Origin of the sequence: Iamia sp. SCSIO 61187 (assembly GCF_019443745.1) — a bacterium.
GTDB lineage: Bacteria > Actinomycetota > Acidimicrobiia > Acidimicrobiales > Iamiaceae > Iamia.
The window spans coordinates 4,955,861-4,972,639 of sequence record NZ_CP050948.1 but is presented as its reverse complement, the minus strand read 5'-3'; the positions used below and the strand labels follow the sequence as shown (position 1 = coordinate 4,972,639).

Genomic DNA, 16,779 nt, shown 5'->3' with positions numbered 1-16,779 from the left:
TCCCGTCTCTGGCTCAGAACGGTCCCCTCGGTCAGCGGTCGTAGCCGTCGGCGCCATCACCCCAGTGTCGCGGCCAACCTTGTACGGAAAGCGCCGCATGTGGCGGGGTTCCGTACGAGTTGGGGGAGTGGGCGGGGACCCGGGCGCAGGGCCTCAGGCCGGACCGGAGGGGTCGCGACCGAGGAGAGCGACGAGGCGGGTGAGGGGCGGGGCGTCGTCGGTGACCGGGCGGGGCGGGGCGAACGGGGACCGCTCGGGTGGCAGCATCTCGAGGGCGGCGACCGAGAAGCCGAGCGCCTCCCCGGCGACGGCGTCGTCGACGACGAGGTCCTGGCCGGTCGCGACGGCGACGTCCCAGCCGTGGACGAGCGCCTCGGTGGCCCGGAGGTGGAGGGCGACGATGCCGGGGACCTCGCCCAGGGGGATCGGGATGACGGCGTCGAGGGCGCCGGGGCGGGAGAACCCGGCGAGGAGCGCGTCGCTGGCCTCCCGCAGGACGGTGGCGGGCCGAGCGTCGGCCGTCCCCGTCGGCGGCGGGCCGCCCAGGGTCCCGCTGAACCACCAGGTGCCGTCGCGCAGGTGGGTCACGACCGCGGCCACGTCCCAGCCGGGGCACGGGGTGGCGTCGGTCCACTGGTCGTCGGCCACGGCGTCGATGACGGCGATGGGCACGGCGAGGGCGGCGGCGAGGTGGCCGAGGGCGTCTGCGGACGGTGCGGACGGAGCGGCGGCGGGGGTGGCTGTGGTGGCGGGCATGGTTGAGATAATCAAGCAGATCACGAAGAAGTGCAAGTGGTAGGGTGGCGGCGGTGAAGACCTACGGCCAGTACTGCGCCATGGCGCGGGGGCTCGACGTCGTCGGCGACCGGTGGTCGCTCCTCGTCGTCCGCGACCTCCTCGACGGTCCCCGGCGCTACGGCGAGCTGCGCGAGGGCCTGCCGGGCATCGCCACCAACCTCCTCGGTCAGCGCCTCAGGGACCTGGTCGAGGCGGGCGTCGTCGTCCACGGCGACGACGGTCGCTACGCCCTCAGCGCCTGGGGCGAGCAGCTGCGCGACGTGCTCTACGCCCTCGGCCGGTGGGCCACGCCACTGATGGCCCGGCCCCCCGGCGACGACGGCTTCCGGGTCGGGTGGCTGCGCCACCTCGTGGCCATCCACCTCGGCGAGGTCGACGACCGGCGGGCCGACGGGGTGGTGGAGGTCCGCGTCGGCGGCGACGTCATGACCGTCATCGCCACGGGTGGTCGCGTCCTGACCGCCGCCGGCACGGTCGGGCCCGAGCCCGACGTCGTGGTGGAAGGTCCTCCCGACGGCGTCGGCGCCCTCGTCATCGGCGTCGTGTCGCTCCCCGAGGCGCGACGCCGGGGCGTGACCGTCACCGGCGACGCCGCCGTGCTCGCCGGTCTCCGACCGGCGGTCGGCTCGGTGCCCCGGCGCGCCGGGCCGACCGCCCCAGGCTGAAGCGGCTCAGCCCCAGTCGTCGTCGGCGTGGGCCTCGGCCCGACGGGCGAAGGTCCCGGCCGGGCATCAGCCGGCGCACCCGTCGACCACGGACGAGTCGTCGAGCTGGCTCCAGCGTGGACCCGGCGCAGGGCTCAGGCGTGGATGTGGACCGGGTGGTGCTCGATGTCCTCGATCTCGTTCTCGGCCGCGCCCAGCAGGTGGTGGCCGAGGCGGATGAGGGCCCGGGCGGCGGCGACCTCCTCGCCGATGCGCGGGATGTCAGGGTCGGCCGGGTCGCGGCGGGACTGGCCCCACCCCCGGCTGGCCCGGTCGGAGAGCTCGAGCGTGGCGTAGGCACGCGTCGTCCGCTCCTCCTCCTCGAACGTGATCACGACGTTCCAGACGGGTTCCATCGGACGCACCTCCATCGGTGTCGCAGTCGGTCGCCCTCGACCCCTCCACCGTGCGCCCGTCGCCGGCGGCCCGACAGGGCCGAACGTCCCGAACGGGCGTTGAGTCGGCCGGGCGAACCGCGTCGACGCCACGGATGGTGCCTGGCACCATCCGTGGGTGAGACGGACGCGTACGTGACTGCGGCTGAGGGCCATGGACGGTCTCAGGGAGATCGAGGTCCACTGCGGTCATGAGCACCGTCGTGATCCTCACCGTCGTCTCCGCCGTGCTGGCCGGCCTGGTCGCCGGCGTGTTCCTGGCCTTCTCGACCTTCGTGATGCAGGGCCTGGCCCGCCCGGCGGCCCCGATCGGCGTGGCGGCCATGCAGGGCATCAACGCCGCCGCCCCGCACCCGCTGTTCATGCTCCCGCTCTTCGGGGGTCCCGTCGTCGGGGTCGTCGCCGCCGTGGCGGCCCTGGCCGGCGACGGCGACGTCGCCGACGCATGGGTGGTCGGCGGTGCGGTGGCCGGCCTCGTGCCCGCGGCCGTGACCGTCGCCTTCCACGTGCCCCGCAACCTGGCCCTCGACCGGGTCGACCCCCGGTCCGACGACGCCCCGGCGGCGTGGGCGCGCTACCTGCGCGAGTGGGTCGCCGGCAACCACCTGCGCACCCTCGGTGGGGTGGTGGCCGCCGTCGCCTTCACCGTCGCCCTGGTCGCCTGAGCGCGGCCGCTCGGGCCTGGGCTCAGACCTTGTAGAGCAGGACGCCGGCCTCCTCGCGCACCTCGGCCTGGCCGTGGAGGCGCAGGTGCTCTAGGTGGGCGTAGGTCTCGTCCTCGGCCATGGCGCCCCACGACCGCTCGGCGAAGAGGCGGTGCGACAGGTCGGTCACGCTCGCCCACCCGAGCTCGGACCCGATGCCGAGCAGCTCCTGGAGCCGCTCGTCGTGGTGGACCTTGATCTCGTCGACCCGGCGCCCGAGGTCGGCGAAGGGGTGGCCGTGGGCGGGCAGCACCAGGGCGACGTCGGGCAGCCCGGCGAGGCGGTCGAGGGAGTCGACGTAGCGGGCCAGCGAGTCCTCGGTGAGGTAGCCCGAGACGTGGGGGGTGATGGTCGGCAGCACCTGGTCGCCGGCGAGCAGGACGCCGTGCTCCTCGTCGTAGAGGCACAGGTGGTCGTCGGTGTGGCCGGGCGTGAACAGGCCCACCCACTCGCGCCCGCCGAGCGTGATCCGCTGCTCGTCGGCCACCCGGACGGTGGGCCGGGGGGCCCGGAACCAGCGGGCCACCTCGCTGGCGCGCGACCGCATCTCGGCCAGCCGCTCCGGGGGTGGGCCGAGCGGCGTGCCGCCCCAGGGCGAGGGTCGGGGCCGGCTGAAGGCGGCGGGGATGCCGGGCTCGTCGGGCTCGGCGTCGACGGCGGCGTCCCCGTCGGCCGCGGGCGCCGAGCGGGCCTGGAGCTCGTCGTCGTCGATGTCGGCGGGGTCGAAGAACGTGCGGAACCGCTCGAAGGCGACGATCTCGGCCCCGGTCTCCTCGGCCAGCAGCCCGGCCGAGCCGAAGTGGTCGGGGTGGGAGTGGGTGACCACGACGGTGTGAACCCGGTGGAGGGGCACCTCAGCTGTCGCCAGCCGGGCCCGGAGGGCGGTCCACGACTCCTGGCCCGGGAGCCCGGGGTCGACCAGGGTCACACCCCGGGCGTCCTCCAAGGCGTAGCAGTTCACGTGGCCCAGACCGGTGAAGTCGATGGGCAGCTGCAGCCGGCGGATGCCGGGCGCCACCTCGACGACCTCCTCCGACGCGTCCTCCTTCTCCTGCTTCACGCCCCCGAACCTACCTTGACCGGCTGGTCAAGGGTGGTCCGACCGGTCGGAGGTGGTTGTCGGCGATGCGATCGCGATATATCGTGACTGCATCGCAACGAACCGATCAGGAGATCCCGTGCGCAACGCAGATCATCATCCCCACCCCCATCCCGCCTGGACCGGCGACGGTCCCGGCTCGCGCCGGCGCGGCCGCGGCCGCCGTGGCGGTCCCGGCGGCTTCAGCGGCCCGGGCGGGTCCCGCGGCGGCAACCGGCGGGCCCGGCGCGGCGACGTCCGGGCCGCCATCCTCGCCCTGCTCACCGAGCGCCCCATGCACGGCTACGAGATCATCGGCGAGCTCGAGCAGCGCACCGAGGGGGCGTGGCGCCCCAGCCCCGGCTCGGTCTACCCGACCCTCCAGATGCTGGAGGAGGAGGGCCTCGTCACCCCCGACGAGACCGAGGGCCGGCGCCGCTTCGCCCTGACCGACGAGGGCCGGGCCGAGGCCGACGGGCGCGAGGGCCCCACCCCGTGGGAGGCCCTGCTCGAGAGCAGCGACCCCGACGGCGCCAACCTCCGCGAGGCGTTCGCCTCCACGGCCCACGCCATGAAGCAGGTGGCGCGCGTCGGCACCCCGGCCCAGCACGCCAAGGCGGCCGAGATCCTCACCGAGGCGCGGCGCCGGCTCTACGAGGTCCTGGCCAGCGACGAGGACTGACCGCGGGCGGCTGGCCGCCCCCGATCCCCGCCGCCCCCGATCACCGGCGGCGGGTGGGTGCCACCGACCTGATCCGACGGCCGGACGGCCCGAGCGGATCGCCCGGCCACGGGCGGCAACGGGCGAGCGGTCACCCGGCCCGGGTCGCCTCGAGGCCTCGGAGGTCGCCGTCGTCGTCGGTCCACGTGACGACGGCGCCGAACCCGGCCTCGGCCAGGTCGGGAGCGAGCCGATCGTCCTGGTCGCCGCCCACCTCGACGAGCAGCCGCCCGCCGGGCCGCAGCACGGTGGCAGCCGACCGCACGACGGTGCGCACCAGGTCGAGGCCGTCGGGCCCGCCGTCGAGGGCGGTGCGGGGCTCGTGGCGCTGGACGTCGGCCGGGAGCAGGCGGAGGGCGTCGGTCGGGACGTAGGGCGCCACCGAGGTGACCAGGTCGACCGACGCCGGGCCCAGGGGGAGCGCAGCCAGGTCGGCGACGAGGGCCTGGACCCCGTTGGTCCGGGCGCAGGCGACGGCGACGGGGGAGAGGTCGATGCCGACGACGAGGGCCGTCGGCACGGTGGCGGCCAGCACCGCGGCCACCGCCCCCGAGCCCGTGCCGACGTCGACGGCCCGGCCGCCCGGCGGGAGCGCCGCCGCGGCGCGGTGAGCGAGCACCTCGCTCTGGGGCCGGGGCACGTACACGCCGGGACGGATCGCCAGGCGCAGCCCGCCGAAGGTCGTCGCCCGCACGATCCACGCCAGCGGCTCGCCCTGCTCGCGCCGTCGCAGCCACATCTCGAGGGTGCGGTCGTCGGGGTCGGCGGCCAGGAGCTCGGCCGCCTCCTCCTCGGCGGCGACGCACCCCGCCGCCCGCAACCGGTCCACCACGACCTCGATGCGCGACGGCTCGGCCACCTCGCCAGTCTGGCCCGGCCCCGACGATCGTCCGTCGCCGTTCTTGGTACGGATCGGGCCCTGGGGGCGCGTGATCGGTACCAGGAACGGGGTGGGCTGGGGTCGTCGCCGTTCTTGGTGCGGATCCGGTGCTGGGGGTGCGTGATCGGTACCGGGAACGGCGCCCGGCCGGGTCGGCGCACGGCGCAACGGGCTTGCCGGTCCCGCGGGGTGGACGCCAGGATGGCCGGCGGCCCGCCCGGAGAGGAAGTCCCATGTCAAAGCCCGGACGCCCCAAGGCGCGGCTGCCCCTGGGCTTCGTCGACGCCCCGGCCGCGACCGTGCAGGAGCGGGCCACGGCCATCGACGCCATCCTCGCCACCTACCGCCAGTTCGGGTTCGACCCCCTGGAGACGCCGGCGATCGAGTACCTCGACGCCCTGGGCAAGAACCTCCCCGACGAGGATGCCCCCGACGAGGGCGTGTTCGCCCTCCAGGACGACGACGAGCAGTGGGTCGCCCTCCGCTACGACCTCACCGCGCCGCTCGCCCGGTACGTGGCCCAGAACCGCCAGGACCTGCCGACCCCGTTCCGGCGGTACCAGTACGGCCCGGTGTGGCGGCGGGAGAAGCCCGGCCCCGGCCGGTTCCGCCAGTTCTACCAGTGCGACTTCGACACCGTCGGCAGCGCCTCGATGGGCGTCGACGCCGAGGCCTGCGCCCTTCTGTCGGCCGCCCTCACCGCGGTGGGCCTCGGGCCCGACCAGCACGAGGTCCGGGTCAACGACCGCAAGGTGCTCACCGGGATCCTCGCCCGCAGCGGCGTCGACGACGCGCCGAAGCAGCTCGAGGTCCTGCGCTCGGTCGACAAGCTCGACCGGCTCGGCCGTGACGCCGTGGCCGAGCTCCTCGGCGCCGGGCGCACCGACCCCTCGGGCGACGTCACCGCCGGCGCCCAGCTCGACGACGCCCAGATCGACCTCGTGCTGCGGTTCATCGACGCCGGGTCCGGCGCCACCACCCGTGCCGACGTGGTGGCCGCCCTGGCCGAGCTGGTGGGCGACGACCCGGTCGGGCGCGAGGGCGTCGACGAGCTGTCCGCCATCGACCGCCTGCTCGGCGGCTCCGACGCCATGCCCCAGGTCGTCTTCGACCCGACCGTGGTGCGGGGCCTCGCCTACTACACCGGCCCGGTGTTCGAGGCCGCCCTCACCTTCGAGACGCTCGACGAGAAGGGCAGGCCCCGGCAGTTCGGCTCGGTCGCCGGCGGCGGCCGCTACGACGACCTGGTCCACCGCTTCACCGGCCAGGACGTGCCCGCCTGCGGCGCCAGCATCGGCGTCGACCGGCTCCTCGCCGCCCTCCGCTCCCAGCGCGCCGACCGCCAGGAGGCGATCGGGCCCGTCGTCGTCACCGTCATGGACCGCGACCGCCTGGCCGACTACCAGTCGATGGTCGACGACCTGCGCGCCGCCGGCCTCCGGGCCGAGCTCTACCAGGGGACGCAGAGCTTCCAGAAGCAGCTCAAGTACGCCGACAAGCGAGCTGCCCCCGTGGCCGTGATCGCCGGGGGCGACGAGCTCGACGCCGACCCGCAGGTCGTGCAGGTCAAGGACCTCGTCGCCGGCGCCGAGCGGTCCAAGGAGATCACCGACCGGGACGAGTGGCGCACCGACCGCTCGGCGCAGCAGAGCGTGCCCCGCGCCGAGCTGGTCGCCGCCGTGCGCGCCATCGTCGACGGCGAGGCCCGATGAGCACGGAGCGACCTCTGGGGGGCGAGGGTCCGATCCCCGGCACCGTCGACACCTACGGGGCCGACGCCGTGCGCCTCGAGGCCCTGACCGCGTCCTTGCGGACCTTGTTCCAGCGCTACGGGTTCACGCCCGTCGTGCCCCCGATCCTCGAGAGCGCCGTGCCCTTCCTCGACCGCTCGGGCGAGGACATCCGCCGGCACATGTACATCTTCACCGACCCCGGGGGCCGGGAGCTGTGCCTGCGGCCCGAGCTCACCATCCCCGCCGTGGGGCTCTACGGGCGCCGCCCGGCGAGCGCAGGAGACGAGCTGCGGGCGTACTACATCGGCCCCGCCTTCCGGTTCGACGCCCCCGTCGACGGCGGGGCCCGCCAGCTGACCCACGCCGGCATCGAGGTCCTGGGCGTGGCCGACACCGCCCTGGCCGACGCCGAGGTCCTCGCCGTGGCCCGGGCCAGCCTGGTCGAGCACGGGGTGCGCCCCGGCCGGCTGGTGGTGAGCGACATCGGGTTCCTGCAGGCAGCCGTGGCGTCCGAGCTCCTCAGCGACCGGACCCGGGCCGCCCTGGCCCGGGCGGCCGGCGACCCCGACGACCTCGCCGCCGTCCTCGACCGCGCCGCCCAGGGCCCGGCCGAGCCCGACGAGGGCTCCGAGCTCGACGCCCTGGTGGCCCAGCTCCCGGCGGCGATGCGGGCCGAGCTCCTCGACCGGATCATCGGGGGCCTCGAGCCCGAGGCACTCGGCGTCCGCACCGCCGAGGAGATCGCCGAGCGCCTCGTCACCCGGTCGACGGCCCGCCCCGTCGAGCCCGTGCCCGAGGTGGTCGACCGGGTGCTGCGGGCACTGCTCGCCGTCGAGCTCCCGCTGGTCGAGGGTCTCGACCGGGTCGCAGCCCTGGCCGAGGAGATCGCCAGCCCCGCCCTCGCCACCCTGGTGGCCAGCTGGCGCGGGCGGGTCGAGATGATCGCCGCCTACGGCATCGACCCGGCGACGGTGACGCTCCGGCTCGGGCTGCGCCGCGGCATCGACTACTACACCTCGTTCATCTTCGAGATCGAGGACCCGGCGGCGGCCGGTGACCCGCTCTGCGCCGGGGGCCGCTACGACGAGCTCGTCGGCCGGCTCACCGGGCGCGACGCCGTCACGGGCGTCGGGTTCGGCCTGTCGGTCGAGCACCTGCTGCCCCTCACCGCGCCGACGCCCGAGCCGACCCCGACCGTCGTGGCCGTCGTGGTCGGCGCCGACGGGTCGGTGCCCGCGACCGAGTGCGTCGCCGTGGCCAGCGCCCTGCGCGCCGCCGGGCTGGCCTGCCGGCTGGCCGTCGGCTCCGAGCCGGGGGCGGCCGGCGAGGCCGCCGCAGCCGAGGGCATCCCCCTGTCCGTCGTGGTCGGCACGGCGGGGAGCCCGCTGACCGTCGTCGGGCTGCGCACCAACGTCCTGCGGGAGACGACGCTCGCCACCGTCGCCGCCACCGTGCGGGAGGCCCTCGATGGCTGACCCCCTGATCCTCTGCCTCCCCAGCAAGGGGTCGCTGGCCGACGGCGTGACGCGCCTGTTCGAGCAGTGCCTCATCCCCGTGCGCCGGGCCCGCGGGTCCCGGTCCTACGAGGCGACCATCGCCGGCTTCGACGACGTCCACGTGCTGCTGGCCCGGGCCACCGACATCCCCTCGATGCTCGACGCCGGGCAGGCCCACGTCGGCATCACCGGGCTCGACCTGGTCCAGGAGCACCTGGGGGAGGGGGCATCGCCGATCCACATCGTGATGCCCGACATCGGCTTCGGCCGGGCCGACCTCGTCGTCGGCGTCCCCCGCACCTGGCTCGACGTCACGACCATGGACGACCTGGTCGAGGTGGCCGAGGACGTCCGCCATCTCCACCAGCGCTCGGTCCGGGTCGCCACCAAGTTCCCCAACCTCACCCGCGGCTTCTTCCGGGCCCACGGCCTCACCGACTACCGCATCGTCGAGTCGCTGGGCGCCACCGAGGGCGCGCCCCGCGGCGGCCACGCCGACCTCATCGTCGACCTCAGCTCGACCGGCACCACGCTGGAGGCCAACGGCCTCAAGCAGATCGCCGGGGGCACGGTCCTGCGCTCGCAGGCCTGCCTCGTCGGCGCCGGCCGGCCCGACGCCTGGACGTCCGACCACCTCGCCACCCTCGGCCGGCTCGTCATGCTGATCGAGGCCTCGCTCACCGCCCAGCGCCAGCGGGTCGTCCGGGCCTTCTTCCCGTCGCCGGGACCGACCGACCGCACGGTCGTCGACCCCCTCCTCGTCGAGGCGGCGTGGACCGAGGGCGACGGTCTGGTCCAGCTCGTGGGCCGGGCCGAGGTCGGCCGGGTCCCGGCGCTGCTGGCGGCCCTGCTCGACGCCGGCTCGCTGGCCTCGTCGGTCGACGAGCCCGGGCTCCTCGTCAGCGCCGGCTCCCAGGCCCTCGCCCGCTTCCGCGCCCACCTCGGGACGCCGTCCTCCTGATCCGGCCCGGGCCGATGAGGTGGCGGCGTCGGCGACGTCCACCCCCCGCACGACCCCAGGAGAGGAGCTCACCGTGGCCACCGAGAAGGTGAAGGGACCGGCGTCCTACTTCCCGTCGATCGAGGCGACGTACGGCAAGACCATCGACGAGTGGCGCGCCCTGCTCGACGGCGCCGGCATCGACAAGCACATGCCGCTGGTCACCTGGCTGAAGACCGAGCACGGCATGGGCCATGGCCACGCCAACGCCCTCGTCGCCGACTGGAGGGCCCGCCGGGCCTGACCGGTCGGAGGCCATGATGGGGCCGGTGGCGGACGACGAGGTCGAGGTGCTGGCGGGCGGGGTCGGCAACGCCGGGGCGGTCGTCCGGGTCGGCGGGCACGTGCTCCGGCCGACCAGCCCGCACAGCCCCGCCATCCACGCCCTGCTGGCCCACGTTCGCGCCTCCGGGTTCGACGGCGTGCCGGAGGTCCTGGGCGTCGAGCCCGACGGCCGCGAGCGGCTCCGCTTCATCCCCGGCGACGTGGCCATCCCGCCCTTCCCGGCGTGGTCCCACACCGACGCCGTCCTGGCCTCGACGGCGGCCCTGCTGCGCGCCGTCCACGACGCCACCGCTGGCTTCGTCGCCCCGCCGGGGACGCGCTGGAGCGACGAGATGGCCGACCCTGACCCCGGCCCCGACCCGGTGATCTGCCACAACGACGTCTGCCCCGAGAACGTGGTGTGCCGCGACGGGGCCGCCGTCGCCCTGCTCGACTGGGAGTTCGCCGCCCCCGGCCGCCGGCTCCACGACCTGGCCGCCCTCGCCCGGATGTGCGCGCCCGTCGACGACCCCGAGGACGCGGCCCGCACCGGGCGCGCCGGCCTCGACCCCGCCCACCGCCTGCGCGTCGTCGCCGACGGCTACGGCCTCGACCCCGACGAGCGGGTCGAGCTGCTCACGGTCCTCGCCGGCCAGATCGAGCGGGGCGGCGAGTTCGTGCGCCGTCGGGTCGAGGCCGGGGAGCCCGCCTTCGTGGCCATGTGGGAGGCCGGCGGTGGCCAGGCCCGGTTCGACCGCCGCCGGGCCTGGTTCGCCGCCGAGCGCCCCCGGCTCCTCGCCGCCCTGCGCTGACCGCCCCGGACCGTCGCCGCCGGGGCCCGTTCTGTCGCGCTGAGCGCTCGTGGGTGAGCGCCTGGCGCGACAGAACGGGGCAGACCCGACGCCGGTCCCGTTCTGTCGCGCTGAGCGCTCGTGGGTGAGCGCCTGGCGCGACAGAACAGACGGAGGACGGCCCTCGGGCGGGTCAGGGGCTGGGGACGGCGGGGGGCGGGGTCCAGGTGCCGTCGAGGATCGGCTCGGCGGGCAGGTAGAGCCGCAGCATCAGGACGAACCGGCCGGCGGGCACCGGGAGCCAGTTGGCGGTCCCGCCGTCGGCGGCGGAGGGCTCGTCGTGGGAGAGGTGGATCGTCAGCGAGCCGTCCTCGCCGCGGACCAGGCCCGGCGTGCGGTCGCCGACGGTGTAGCGGTTCGACGGGTGCGGGGCGAAGAACATGTCGGGGCCGTAGGCCGACAGCGACCAGAAGCCCAGGTCGTCGAGGGGTGGGAGCCGGTCGGCCGGGAAGGTGATCGTGTAGTCGCGGCTGCCGTCGAGCGGGGCGCCGTCGGCGTCGACCTGGGCGACCGGGTACACCGCCTCCTCGGGCACGTTGGCGCCCCAGCCGATGCGGGCCACGAAGGCCCGGAGGGCCACGTCGTCGCCGTAGACCCCGATGTCGCGGTTGACCGACCAGCCGCCGACGAGCTCGGTGCGGCTGGCCACCTCGGCGGCGATGCGGTCGGCGCCGGCCGCGGCCCCGGCGTCGAGGGCGGCGCGCCGGGCATCGTCGCCCTCGCCGTCGGCCATGCGCTCCTCGAGGGCGGCGAACAGGGCCCGTTGGGCGTCGGTGGGCGGCGGGTTGGCGGCGAGCGACGGCACCAGCTCGTCGAAGAACGCGGCGTCGGTGGGGATGGCCTGGGCCGTGCCCGCGGCCTCGGCCAGGGGGGCGAGGGGCGGGCCCGGCTCCGCCCCGGTCACGGCGCTGAGGGGCTGGAGCGAGGACCGGTCCCGGATGGCGATCACGTTGGCCACGTCGGCCTCGTCGTCGACGAGGAACCGGCCCAGGAGGAAGACCTGGTTCGTGGGCGACTCGATGACCTCGGCCCCCTCCGGGGCCTCGCCCTCCCACCCCGGCGGGGCGATCACCCAGGACCCGGCGCGCCCCCCGGTGGCCCGCGTGCCGATGTAGGCGAAGGAGTCCGTCCACGGGCTGAGCAGCTGGTACGTGTAGTACCGGTCCGTCACCTCCGGGAGGGTGAGCACCAGCGGCTCGCTCCGCAGGTCGAGCACGGCGATGGAGTAGAGGGTGTCGCGGTTGGGGGCGACGATCACCCGGCTCTCGGGCCCGGCCAGGGTCGTCTGCCAGAAGAGGGTGTTGGTGCCGAGCCCGCGCAGCCGTTGCAGGGTGCGGATGGAGACCACCACCGGGTAGCCCGCCACGTAGGCCTCCTCGGCCAGCTCCTCGTCGCTCATGGTCTCGATCTCCTCGGGGGTCGGGTCGGCCGGGGCGGCCGTCGTGGTCGTGGTGGAGGCGTCGGCACAGGCACCGGTCGTGGTGGTCGCGGTCGTGGCCGTCGTCTCGGCCGTCTCGCCTGTCTCGGCCGGGATGCAGTCGGCGGGCGTGGTCGCGGCCGTGCCGTCGGTCGTCGTGGTCGGGTCGTCGGCCCGCCCGCCCCCGTCGGAGCCGCAGGCGGCGAGGACCAGGGCGAGCGTCGTCAGGAGGGCCGCCAGGCCCCGCCCGCCGGCGGGCGTGCGAGTGACGTGGAGGGACCGTGACGGGCGCACGTCCTAATGTCTATCATTAGACCTTGTGACGACGCCTCTCCGCCGCCGCCGCGGCCACCGCCTCCTCCGACGGCGCCGCCCGGAGCCCGGCCACCAGGAGGTCGATCAGGGTCTCGAGGAAGACCTCGTCGGTGCCCACCACCTCGGCCGGCGGCCGGGCGTCGAGCAGCGTGGCCCGGAAGGCGAAGAGCCCGATCAGCTGGGCCCGCAGGGCCACGAGCCGCTCCCTGCGGATCGGCTCGGGGAGGTCCGGCAGGGCCGCCGCCAGCCAACGGGTGGCCTGGGTGCCGGCCGGCGCCTCGGTCACCTGGAACGCCCGGCGGTAGGCCAGGCTCGGGTGGCTGGCCTGGGCGACGAGGCGCAGGTGGGCCCGCCCCAGCGGGGTGCCCAGGTCCTCGGCCATGGGGGCGGCGAAGGCCCGCACGACGGCGCGCAGGTCGCCCTCCTCGCCGGCGGCCTCGATCGCCGCGACCAGACGGGCCCGCCGCTGCTCGACGGCCTCGACGTGGGCCGTGATGATGGCGCCCAGCAGACCGTCGCGACCCCCGAAGTGGTAGTGGAGGGCCGAGGCGTTGCGGGCCCCGGCGGCGGCGTGGAGCTCCTTCGCCGTGACCCCGGAGATGCCCCGCTCGGCGAACAGGAGGGCCCCCTCCTCGAGCAGGGCGTCCCGGGTGCTGCGCTCGGCCACGGGGCACGGTACCCCCGCGGTCGGCCCGTCCGGCCCCCCGTCCGCCCCCGGGCCCTGTCGCTCGGCGCCGCCCTCCTCGTCCTCGCCGTGGTCGGGTGCGGGGGCGACGCCGAGCAGACGTCCGGCCCGTCCTCGCCGGCGCCCGACCCGGCCGAGGGCGAGGTCTGCGCGTGGCCGGTGCGGGCCGACGAGGTCACCCAGAACGTCGCCTACCCCGACACCGCCGCCACGTACTGGGCCCTCAGCTACGCCCTCGCCGACGGCGAGGAGCTCGAGCTGGCCGGGACGTACCCCGTCGCCCGCTACGCCTCGTTCATCACCTACGGCCCGGCCGGCGGCGCCATCGATGTGCTGACCGACAGCGACATCGTCCCCGACCCCGGCGGCGCCAACCCCTTCGCCGGCGACGAGGGCCCGCCCGGGACCTACACGGTGCGCCTCACCCGCGACGAGCCGCAGACCGACGCGGGGTCGGCCCCCGACGTTCTGGCCGCCCGCCGGGGCGCCGTCGCCCCCGAGGCCAGCGGCGGGGCCCCGGCCCCGACCTTCCCGGAGGGCGAAGGTCCGCCGGAGGTGGTCGGGGTGCTCGGCTCGGGCGTCGGTGACGACGACGTCGTGGCCGGCACGGTGATCTACCGCGTCTACCTGGCCGCCGGCGACGACCCCGCCGGCGGGCCGCTGCCGGAGGTCGCCGTGGTCGGCGCCGACGGCGACCGCACGCCCGTCCCCCCGTGCGCCGAGCCCGCCGCCAGCCCGCGGGCGGTCGAGCTGGCCGAGGCCAACGGCCCGCCGACCGATCGGGAGGCCCCGCCGCAGCCGATCTTCGTCCGACCCGAGACGGGGACGGCCAACCTGTTCCCCAACCCCGACAACGTCTACATCGCCACCATCGCCTCCCACCGCCCCGGCGTCGTCGCCGTCGTGACCGGACGGGCGCCGACGTTCGGGCTCGACGGACAGGTGCGGTACTGGTCGCTGTGCACCAACGAGTACCGCAAGCCGTACCCGGTCAGCCACTGCGTGGCCGACGAGGATGTGGTGCTCGACGACGAGGGCCGGTTCACCTTCGTCATCTCCACCCCCGAGGACCGGCCCGCCACCGCCACGACCGAGGCCGGGGTGACGTGGGTCGACTGGGGCAGCACCGAGCACGACGCCGTGCTGCTCCTGCGCCACATGCTGGCCGACCCCGCCTTCGCCGAGTCGGCCGTCAACGCCGAGCCCGGGGCCCTGGCCCGCGACAGCATGGGCGCCTACGCCCCCGACGGGCGCTACTGCACGGTGGCGGCCTTCGAGGCCGACGGGCCGCAGTGCCCGCCGGCCTGACGGGCCCGCCCGTCACCCGGCGTCGCGCGGCACCTTCTGCTGGACGGCCCAGCGGTTGCCGTCGGGGTCGGCGAAGTAGGTGAACGATCCCCACGGGAAGTCCTCGACCGGGCTGACCTCGACGCCCCGTTCGGTGAGGGCGGCGTGGGCCGCCTCGATGTCGTCCACGCAGACCTGCATGTTGTCGAGCGACCCGGGGGCCATCTGGGTGAGCCCGAGGCCGAAGGCGATCGAGCAGGCCGAGCCGGGGGGCGTCATCTGCACGAAGCGGACCTCGTCGCTGACGGTGTGGTCGTGGTCGGCGTGGAAGCCGGCCTGCTCGTAGAAGGCCTTGGCCCGGTCGACGTCGCTGACGGGGATGGCGACGAGCTCGAGGGTGATGTCCACGGTGGTCCTCCTGGATCCGGCGGCCGCTCCCTGCGGCACCGGACGAGCATGCGCGCGTGAAGTGGACACCAAGTGGCCAGTTCTACGACGGGTCCGGCGCGGCGTCCCCCGCCGGGGAGAAGCGGTGCGCCGCCCAGGTGGCCAGCGATGTCGGAGGTCGTCCGAGCACGTCCTGCATTCCAGTCGACACGTGGTCGTTCACCCCGGTGCGGATGGCCGTGAAGAGGTTGGAGAGGATCTGGACGATCGGCTCGGGCACGCCGTGGGAGCGCTGGTCGGCGACCCACTCGTCGGGGTCGGCGGCCACGAAGCGGAGCTCGCGGCCCGAGGCGGTGGCGACGGTCGCCACCGCCTCGGCGAAGGTCAGGGTCTCGGGGCCCGAGAGAGGGTAGGTCCGCCCCTCGTGGCCGGGCTCGGTGAGGGCGGCCACGGCCACAGCGGCGATGTCGTCGGCGTCGATGAACGGCTCGCGGCCCTCGCCCACGGGCAGCCGGAGCTCGCCGGCCTCGATGTCGGCGGCGAACTCGCCGTCGTCGAAGTTCTGGGCGAACCAGGCCGGCTGGAGGATCGTCCACGGTGTCGCCGACGCCCGGATGGCGGCCTCGACCCCCGGGAGGTGGCCATCGCCCGACTGCTCCGGCCCGCGGGCCGAGAGGAGCACGGTGCGGCTGACCGACGAGCGCTCGATCGCCTCGACGAAGGGAACGATGTCGGTGCCCGGGTGCTCGGGGGGGATGACGTAGACGGCGCCGGCCCCGTCGAGGGCGGGGGCCCAGGTGGTCGGGTCCTCCCAGTCGAAGCGGGTGGGGCTGCGCCGGGAGGCGCGACGGACGGCGTGGCCGCCCTCCTCCAGGCGGGCGGCGACCCGGCGGCCGGTCTTGCCCGTGGCGCCGAGGACGAGCGTGGGGCCGGGGGCCGTGGGGTCGGTCTCGGAGGGGGCGGGTGCGGGGGTCATGGATCCCAGGGTGCGCCGCGGACGCTGGACGATCCATGGCTGAGAGGCGCGGATCCCTGTGCGAGCGTCTACCCTCCGGCCGGTGGACGCGCTCGACATCGCCCTGGCGTCGGTCCGGGTCGAGAGCGCCCTGGTCGGGCGGTCGATGGTCGAGGCCCCCTGGGGGCTCCGGATGGACACCGGCGACCTGTGCGTGCTGGTCGCCGTCGTCCGCGACGAGGCGTGGGTCCGCCACGGCGACGGCGCGCCCGTCCACCTCGAGGAGGGGACGGTGGCCGTGGCGTGCGGAGGCGTGCCGGTGGAGATGGGCGACCACCCCGACACCCCGCCCGAGGTGCGGATCGTCGACCAGGAGGACTGCTACGACACCGTCACCGGCGAGAACGTGGCCGGCCGGGACCGCACCGGGGCCCGGACGTGGGGCGACCCGGACGCGTCGGGGTCGGTGATCCTCAGCGCCTACCGGGCCCACGGCGAGGTCTTCACCCTCCTCGAGCGGGACCTGCCCCCGCTCCTGGTGGTCCCGCCCGACCCGCTGGTGGCGCCCGTCCTGGCCGCGCTGGCGGCCGAGACCCAGGTCGACCGGCCCGGTGGGCAGGTCGTGGTCGACCGGCTGATGGAGCTGCTGCTCTTCGCCAGCATCCGGGCCTGGCTGGCGTCGTCGGCCGCGGCCGCGGTGCCATCGTGGTCGACGGCCCTGGCCGACCCGATGGTGGGCCCGGCGCTGAGCGCCATGCACGCCGATCCGGCCCGGCGGTGGACCGTGGCCGACCTGGCCGCCGAGGCGGCCGTCTCGCGGGCCGCCTTCGCCCGCCGGTTCCGCGAGCGGGTCGGCGAGCCCCCGCTGGCCCACCTGACCCGCTGGCGGATGGCCCTCGCCGCCGACGCCCTGCGGGCCGAGCCCGGGCTCGACCTCACCGCGGTGGCGGCCCGGGTCGGCTACGCCGACGCCTTCAGCTTCAGCACCGCCTTCCGCCGGGTCCGGGGCCAGACCCCGAGCCAGCACCGTCGCTCGGCCTGAGCGGAGCCGCGGCTCTTCTGAGCCAGAGGCCGGTCACCCATGGCCGATCCCTGCCTCAGAACGGGAG

General features: G+C 75.7%; 18 protein-coding genes. 10 read left to right on the top strand and 8 right to left on the bottom strand.

The window, feature by feature from the left end; translation table 11 throughout:
- Positions 1–153: 153 nt before the first annotated feature.
- Complete coding sequence (locus HC251_RS24000; protein WP_219943142.1) at positions 154–756, bottom strand: TIGR03086 family metal-binding protein; 603 nt, start codon at positions 754–756, stop codon at positions 154–156.
- A 53-nt stretch (positions 757–809) separates the two neighbouring features.
- Here HC251_RS24000 and HC251_RS23995 point away from each other — a divergent pair, with 53 nt between their 5' ends.
- Positions 810–1,463 carry a helix-turn-helix domain-containing protein gene (locus HC251_RS23995; RefSeq protein WP_219943141.1) on the top strand — a complete coding sequence of 218 codons (654 nt, stop codon included), beginning with the start codon at positions 810–812 and terminating at the stop codon, positions 1,461–1,463.
- Positions 1,464–1,597: 134 nt separating this feature from the next.
- Here HC251_RS23995 and HC251_RS23990 read toward each other — a convergent pair whose 3' ends face one another.
- On the bottom strand, positions 1,598–1,858 hold the full coding sequence (locus HC251_RS23990; protein WP_219943140.1) for a DUF1876 domain-containing protein: 261 nt from the start codon (positions 1,856–1,858) through the stop codon (positions 1,598–1,600).
- Positions 1,859–2,088: 230 nt separating this feature from the next.
- Here HC251_RS23990 and HC251_RS23985 point away from each other — a divergent pair, with 230 nt between their 5' ends.
- Entirely contained in the window at positions 2,089–2,562 is a 474-nt protein-coding gene (locus HC251_RS23985) for a DUF1772 domain-containing protein (RefSeq protein WP_219943139.1), read from the top strand.
- Between the two features lie 22 nt (positions 2,563–2,584).
- Here HC251_RS23985 and HC251_RS23980 read toward each other — a convergent pair whose 3' ends face one another.
- Positions 2,585–3,661 carry an MBL fold metallo-hydrolase gene (locus tag HC251_RS23980; protein ID WP_219943138.1) on the bottom strand — a complete coding sequence of 359 codons (1,077 nt, stop codon included), beginning with the start codon at positions 3,659–3,661 and terminating at the stop codon, positions 2,585–2,587.
- Between the two features lie 118 nt (positions 3,662–3,779).
- Between HC251_RS23980 and HC251_RS23975 the strand changes: the two genes are divergently transcribed.
- Positions 3,780–4,361 carry a PadR family transcriptional regulator gene (locus HC251_RS23975; protein ID WP_219943137.1) on the top strand — a complete coding sequence of 194 codons (582 nt, stop codon included), beginning with the start codon at positions 3,780–3,782 and terminating at the stop codon, positions 4,359–4,361.
- Positions 4,362–4,491: 130 nt separating this feature from the next.
- Here HC251_RS23975 and HC251_RS23970 read toward each other — a convergent pair whose 3' ends face one another.
- Positions 4,492–5,259 carry a HemK/PrmC family methyltransferase gene (locus HC251_RS23970; protein ID WP_219943136.1) on the bottom strand — a complete coding sequence of 256 codons (768 nt, stop codon included), beginning with the start codon at positions 5,257–5,259 and terminating at the stop codon, positions 4,492–4,494.
- Positions 5,260–5,513: 254 nt separating this feature from the next.
- On the opposite strand from HC251_RS23970, the gene hisS reads away from it, so the two are divergent.
- The 5 genes from hisS (at position 5,514) to HC251_RS23945 (ending at position 10,585) form a co-directional block, all read left to right on the top strand.
- A complete protein-coding gene (gene hisS / locus HC251_RS23965) occupies positions 5,514–6,992 on the top strand; it encodes a histidine--tRNA ligase (RefSeq protein ID WP_219943135.1) in 1,479 nt (492 codons plus the stop codon).
- Positions 6,989–8,488 (top strand): ATP phosphoribosyltransferase regulatory subunit, encoded by a 1,500-nt coding sequence (locus HC251_RS23960; RefSeq protein WP_219943134.1) that lies wholly within the window; start codon positions 6,989–6,991, stop codon positions 8,486–8,488. The genes hisS and HC251_RS23960 overlap by 4 nt, the downstream gene beginning before the upstream one ends.
- Positions 8,481–9,470 (top strand): ATP phosphoribosyltransferase, encoded by a 990-nt coding sequence (hisG, locus tag HC251_RS23955; RefSeq protein ID WP_219943133.1) that lies wholly within the window; start codon positions 8,481–8,483, stop codon positions 9,468–9,470. The genes HC251_RS23960 and hisG overlap by 8 nt, the downstream gene beginning before the upstream one ends.
- Before the next feature lie 73 nt (positions 9,471–9,543).
- A complete protein-coding gene (locus HC251_RS23950; protein ID WP_219943132.1) occupies positions 9,544–9,753 on the top strand; it encodes a DUF4287 domain-containing protein in 210 nt (69 codons plus the stop codon).
- 16 nt (positions 9,754–9,769) lie between these two features.
- Positions 9,770–10,585 carry a phosphotransferase gene (locus HC251_RS23945; RefSeq protein WP_370651266.1) on the top strand — a complete coding sequence of 272 codons (816 nt, stop codon included), beginning with the start codon at positions 9,770–9,772 and terminating at the stop codon, positions 10,583–10,585.
- A 172-nt stretch (positions 10,586–10,757) separates the two neighbouring features.
- Here HC251_RS23945 and HC251_RS23940 read toward each other — a convergent pair whose 3' ends face one another.
- Positions 10,758–12,335: a DUF1254 domain-containing protein gene (locus HC251_RS23940; protein ID WP_219943130.1), complete on the bottom strand. Its 1,578-nt coding sequence runs from the start codon at positions 12,333–12,335 to the stop codon at positions 10,758–10,760.
- Between the two features lie 16 nt (positions 12,336–12,351).
- Complete coding sequence (locus HC251_RS23935) at positions 12,352–13,023, bottom strand: TetR family transcriptional regulator (RefSeq protein ID WP_219943129.1); 672 nt, start codon at positions 13,021–13,023, stop codon at positions 12,352–12,354.
- A gap of 87 nt (positions 13,024–13,110) precedes the next feature.
- On the opposite strand from HC251_RS23935, the gene HC251_RS23930 reads away from it, so the two are divergent.
- Entirely contained in the window at positions 13,111–14,349 is a 1,239-nt protein-coding gene (locus HC251_RS23930) for a hypothetical protein (RefSeq protein ID WP_219943128.1), read from the top strand.
- 12 nt (positions 14,350–14,361) lie between these two features.
- On the opposite strand, the gene HC251_RS23925 is transcribed toward HC251_RS23930, so the two are convergent.
- Both HC251_RS23925 and HC251_RS23920 read right to left on the bottom strand, forming a co-directional pair.
- Positions 14,362–14,736 carry a VOC family protein gene (locus HC251_RS23925; protein ID WP_255566542.1) on the bottom strand — a complete coding sequence of 125 codons (375 nt, stop codon included), beginning with the start codon at positions 14,734–14,736 and terminating at the stop codon, positions 14,362–14,364.
- Between the two features lie 82 nt (positions 14,737–14,818).
- Complete coding sequence (locus HC251_RS23920) at positions 14,819–15,691, bottom strand: NAD(P)H-binding protein (RefSeq protein WP_219943127.1); 873 nt, start codon at positions 15,689–15,691, stop codon at positions 14,819–14,821.
- 82 nt (positions 15,692–15,773) lie between these two features.
- Here HC251_RS23920 and HC251_RS23915 point away from each other — a divergent pair, with 82 nt between their 5' ends.
- The gene (locus HC251_RS23915; RefSeq protein ID WP_219943126.1) at positions 15,774–16,712 is read left to right on the top strand and encodes an AraC family transcriptional regulator; all 939 of its coding nucleotides are present in this window, start codon (positions 15,774–15,776) and stop codon (positions 16,710–16,712) included.
- Positions 16,713–16,779 lie beyond the last annotated feature (67 nt).

Bases quoted from the DNA above. Each gene is read 5' to 3' on its own strand.
- hisG (WP_219943133.1), top strand. From the start codon at position 8,481: ATGGCTGACCCCCTGATCCTCTGCCTCCCCAGCAAGGGGTCGCTGGCC.
- HC251_RS23985 (WP_219943139.1), top strand. From the start codon at position 2,089: ATGAGCACCGTCGTGATCCTCACCGTCGTCTCCGCCGTGCTGGCCGGC.
- HC251_RS23920 (WP_219943127.1), bottom strand. From the start codon at position 15,691: ATGACCCCCGCACCCGCCCCCTCCGAGACCGACCCCACGGCCCCCGGC.
- HC251_RS23945 (WP_370651266.1), top strand. From the start codon at position 9,770: ATGGGGCCGGTGGCGGACGACGAGGTCGAGGTGCTGGCGGGCGGGGTC.
- hisS (WP_219943135.1), top strand. From the start codon at position 5,514: ATGTCAAAGCCCGGACGCCCCAAGGCGCGGCTGCCCCTGGGCTTCGTC.
- HC251_RS23990 (WP_219943140.1), bottom strand. From the start codon at position 1,858: ATGGAACCCGTCTGGAACGTCGTGATCACGTTCGAGGAGGAGGAGCGG.
- HC251_RS24000 (WP_219943142.1), bottom strand. From the start codon at position 756: ATGCCCGCCACCACAGCCACCCCCGCCGCCGCTCCGTCCGCACCGTCC.
- HC251_RS23960 (WP_219943134.1), top strand. From the start codon at position 6,989: ATGAGCACGGAGCGACCTCTGGGGGGCGAGGGTCCGATCCCCGGCACC.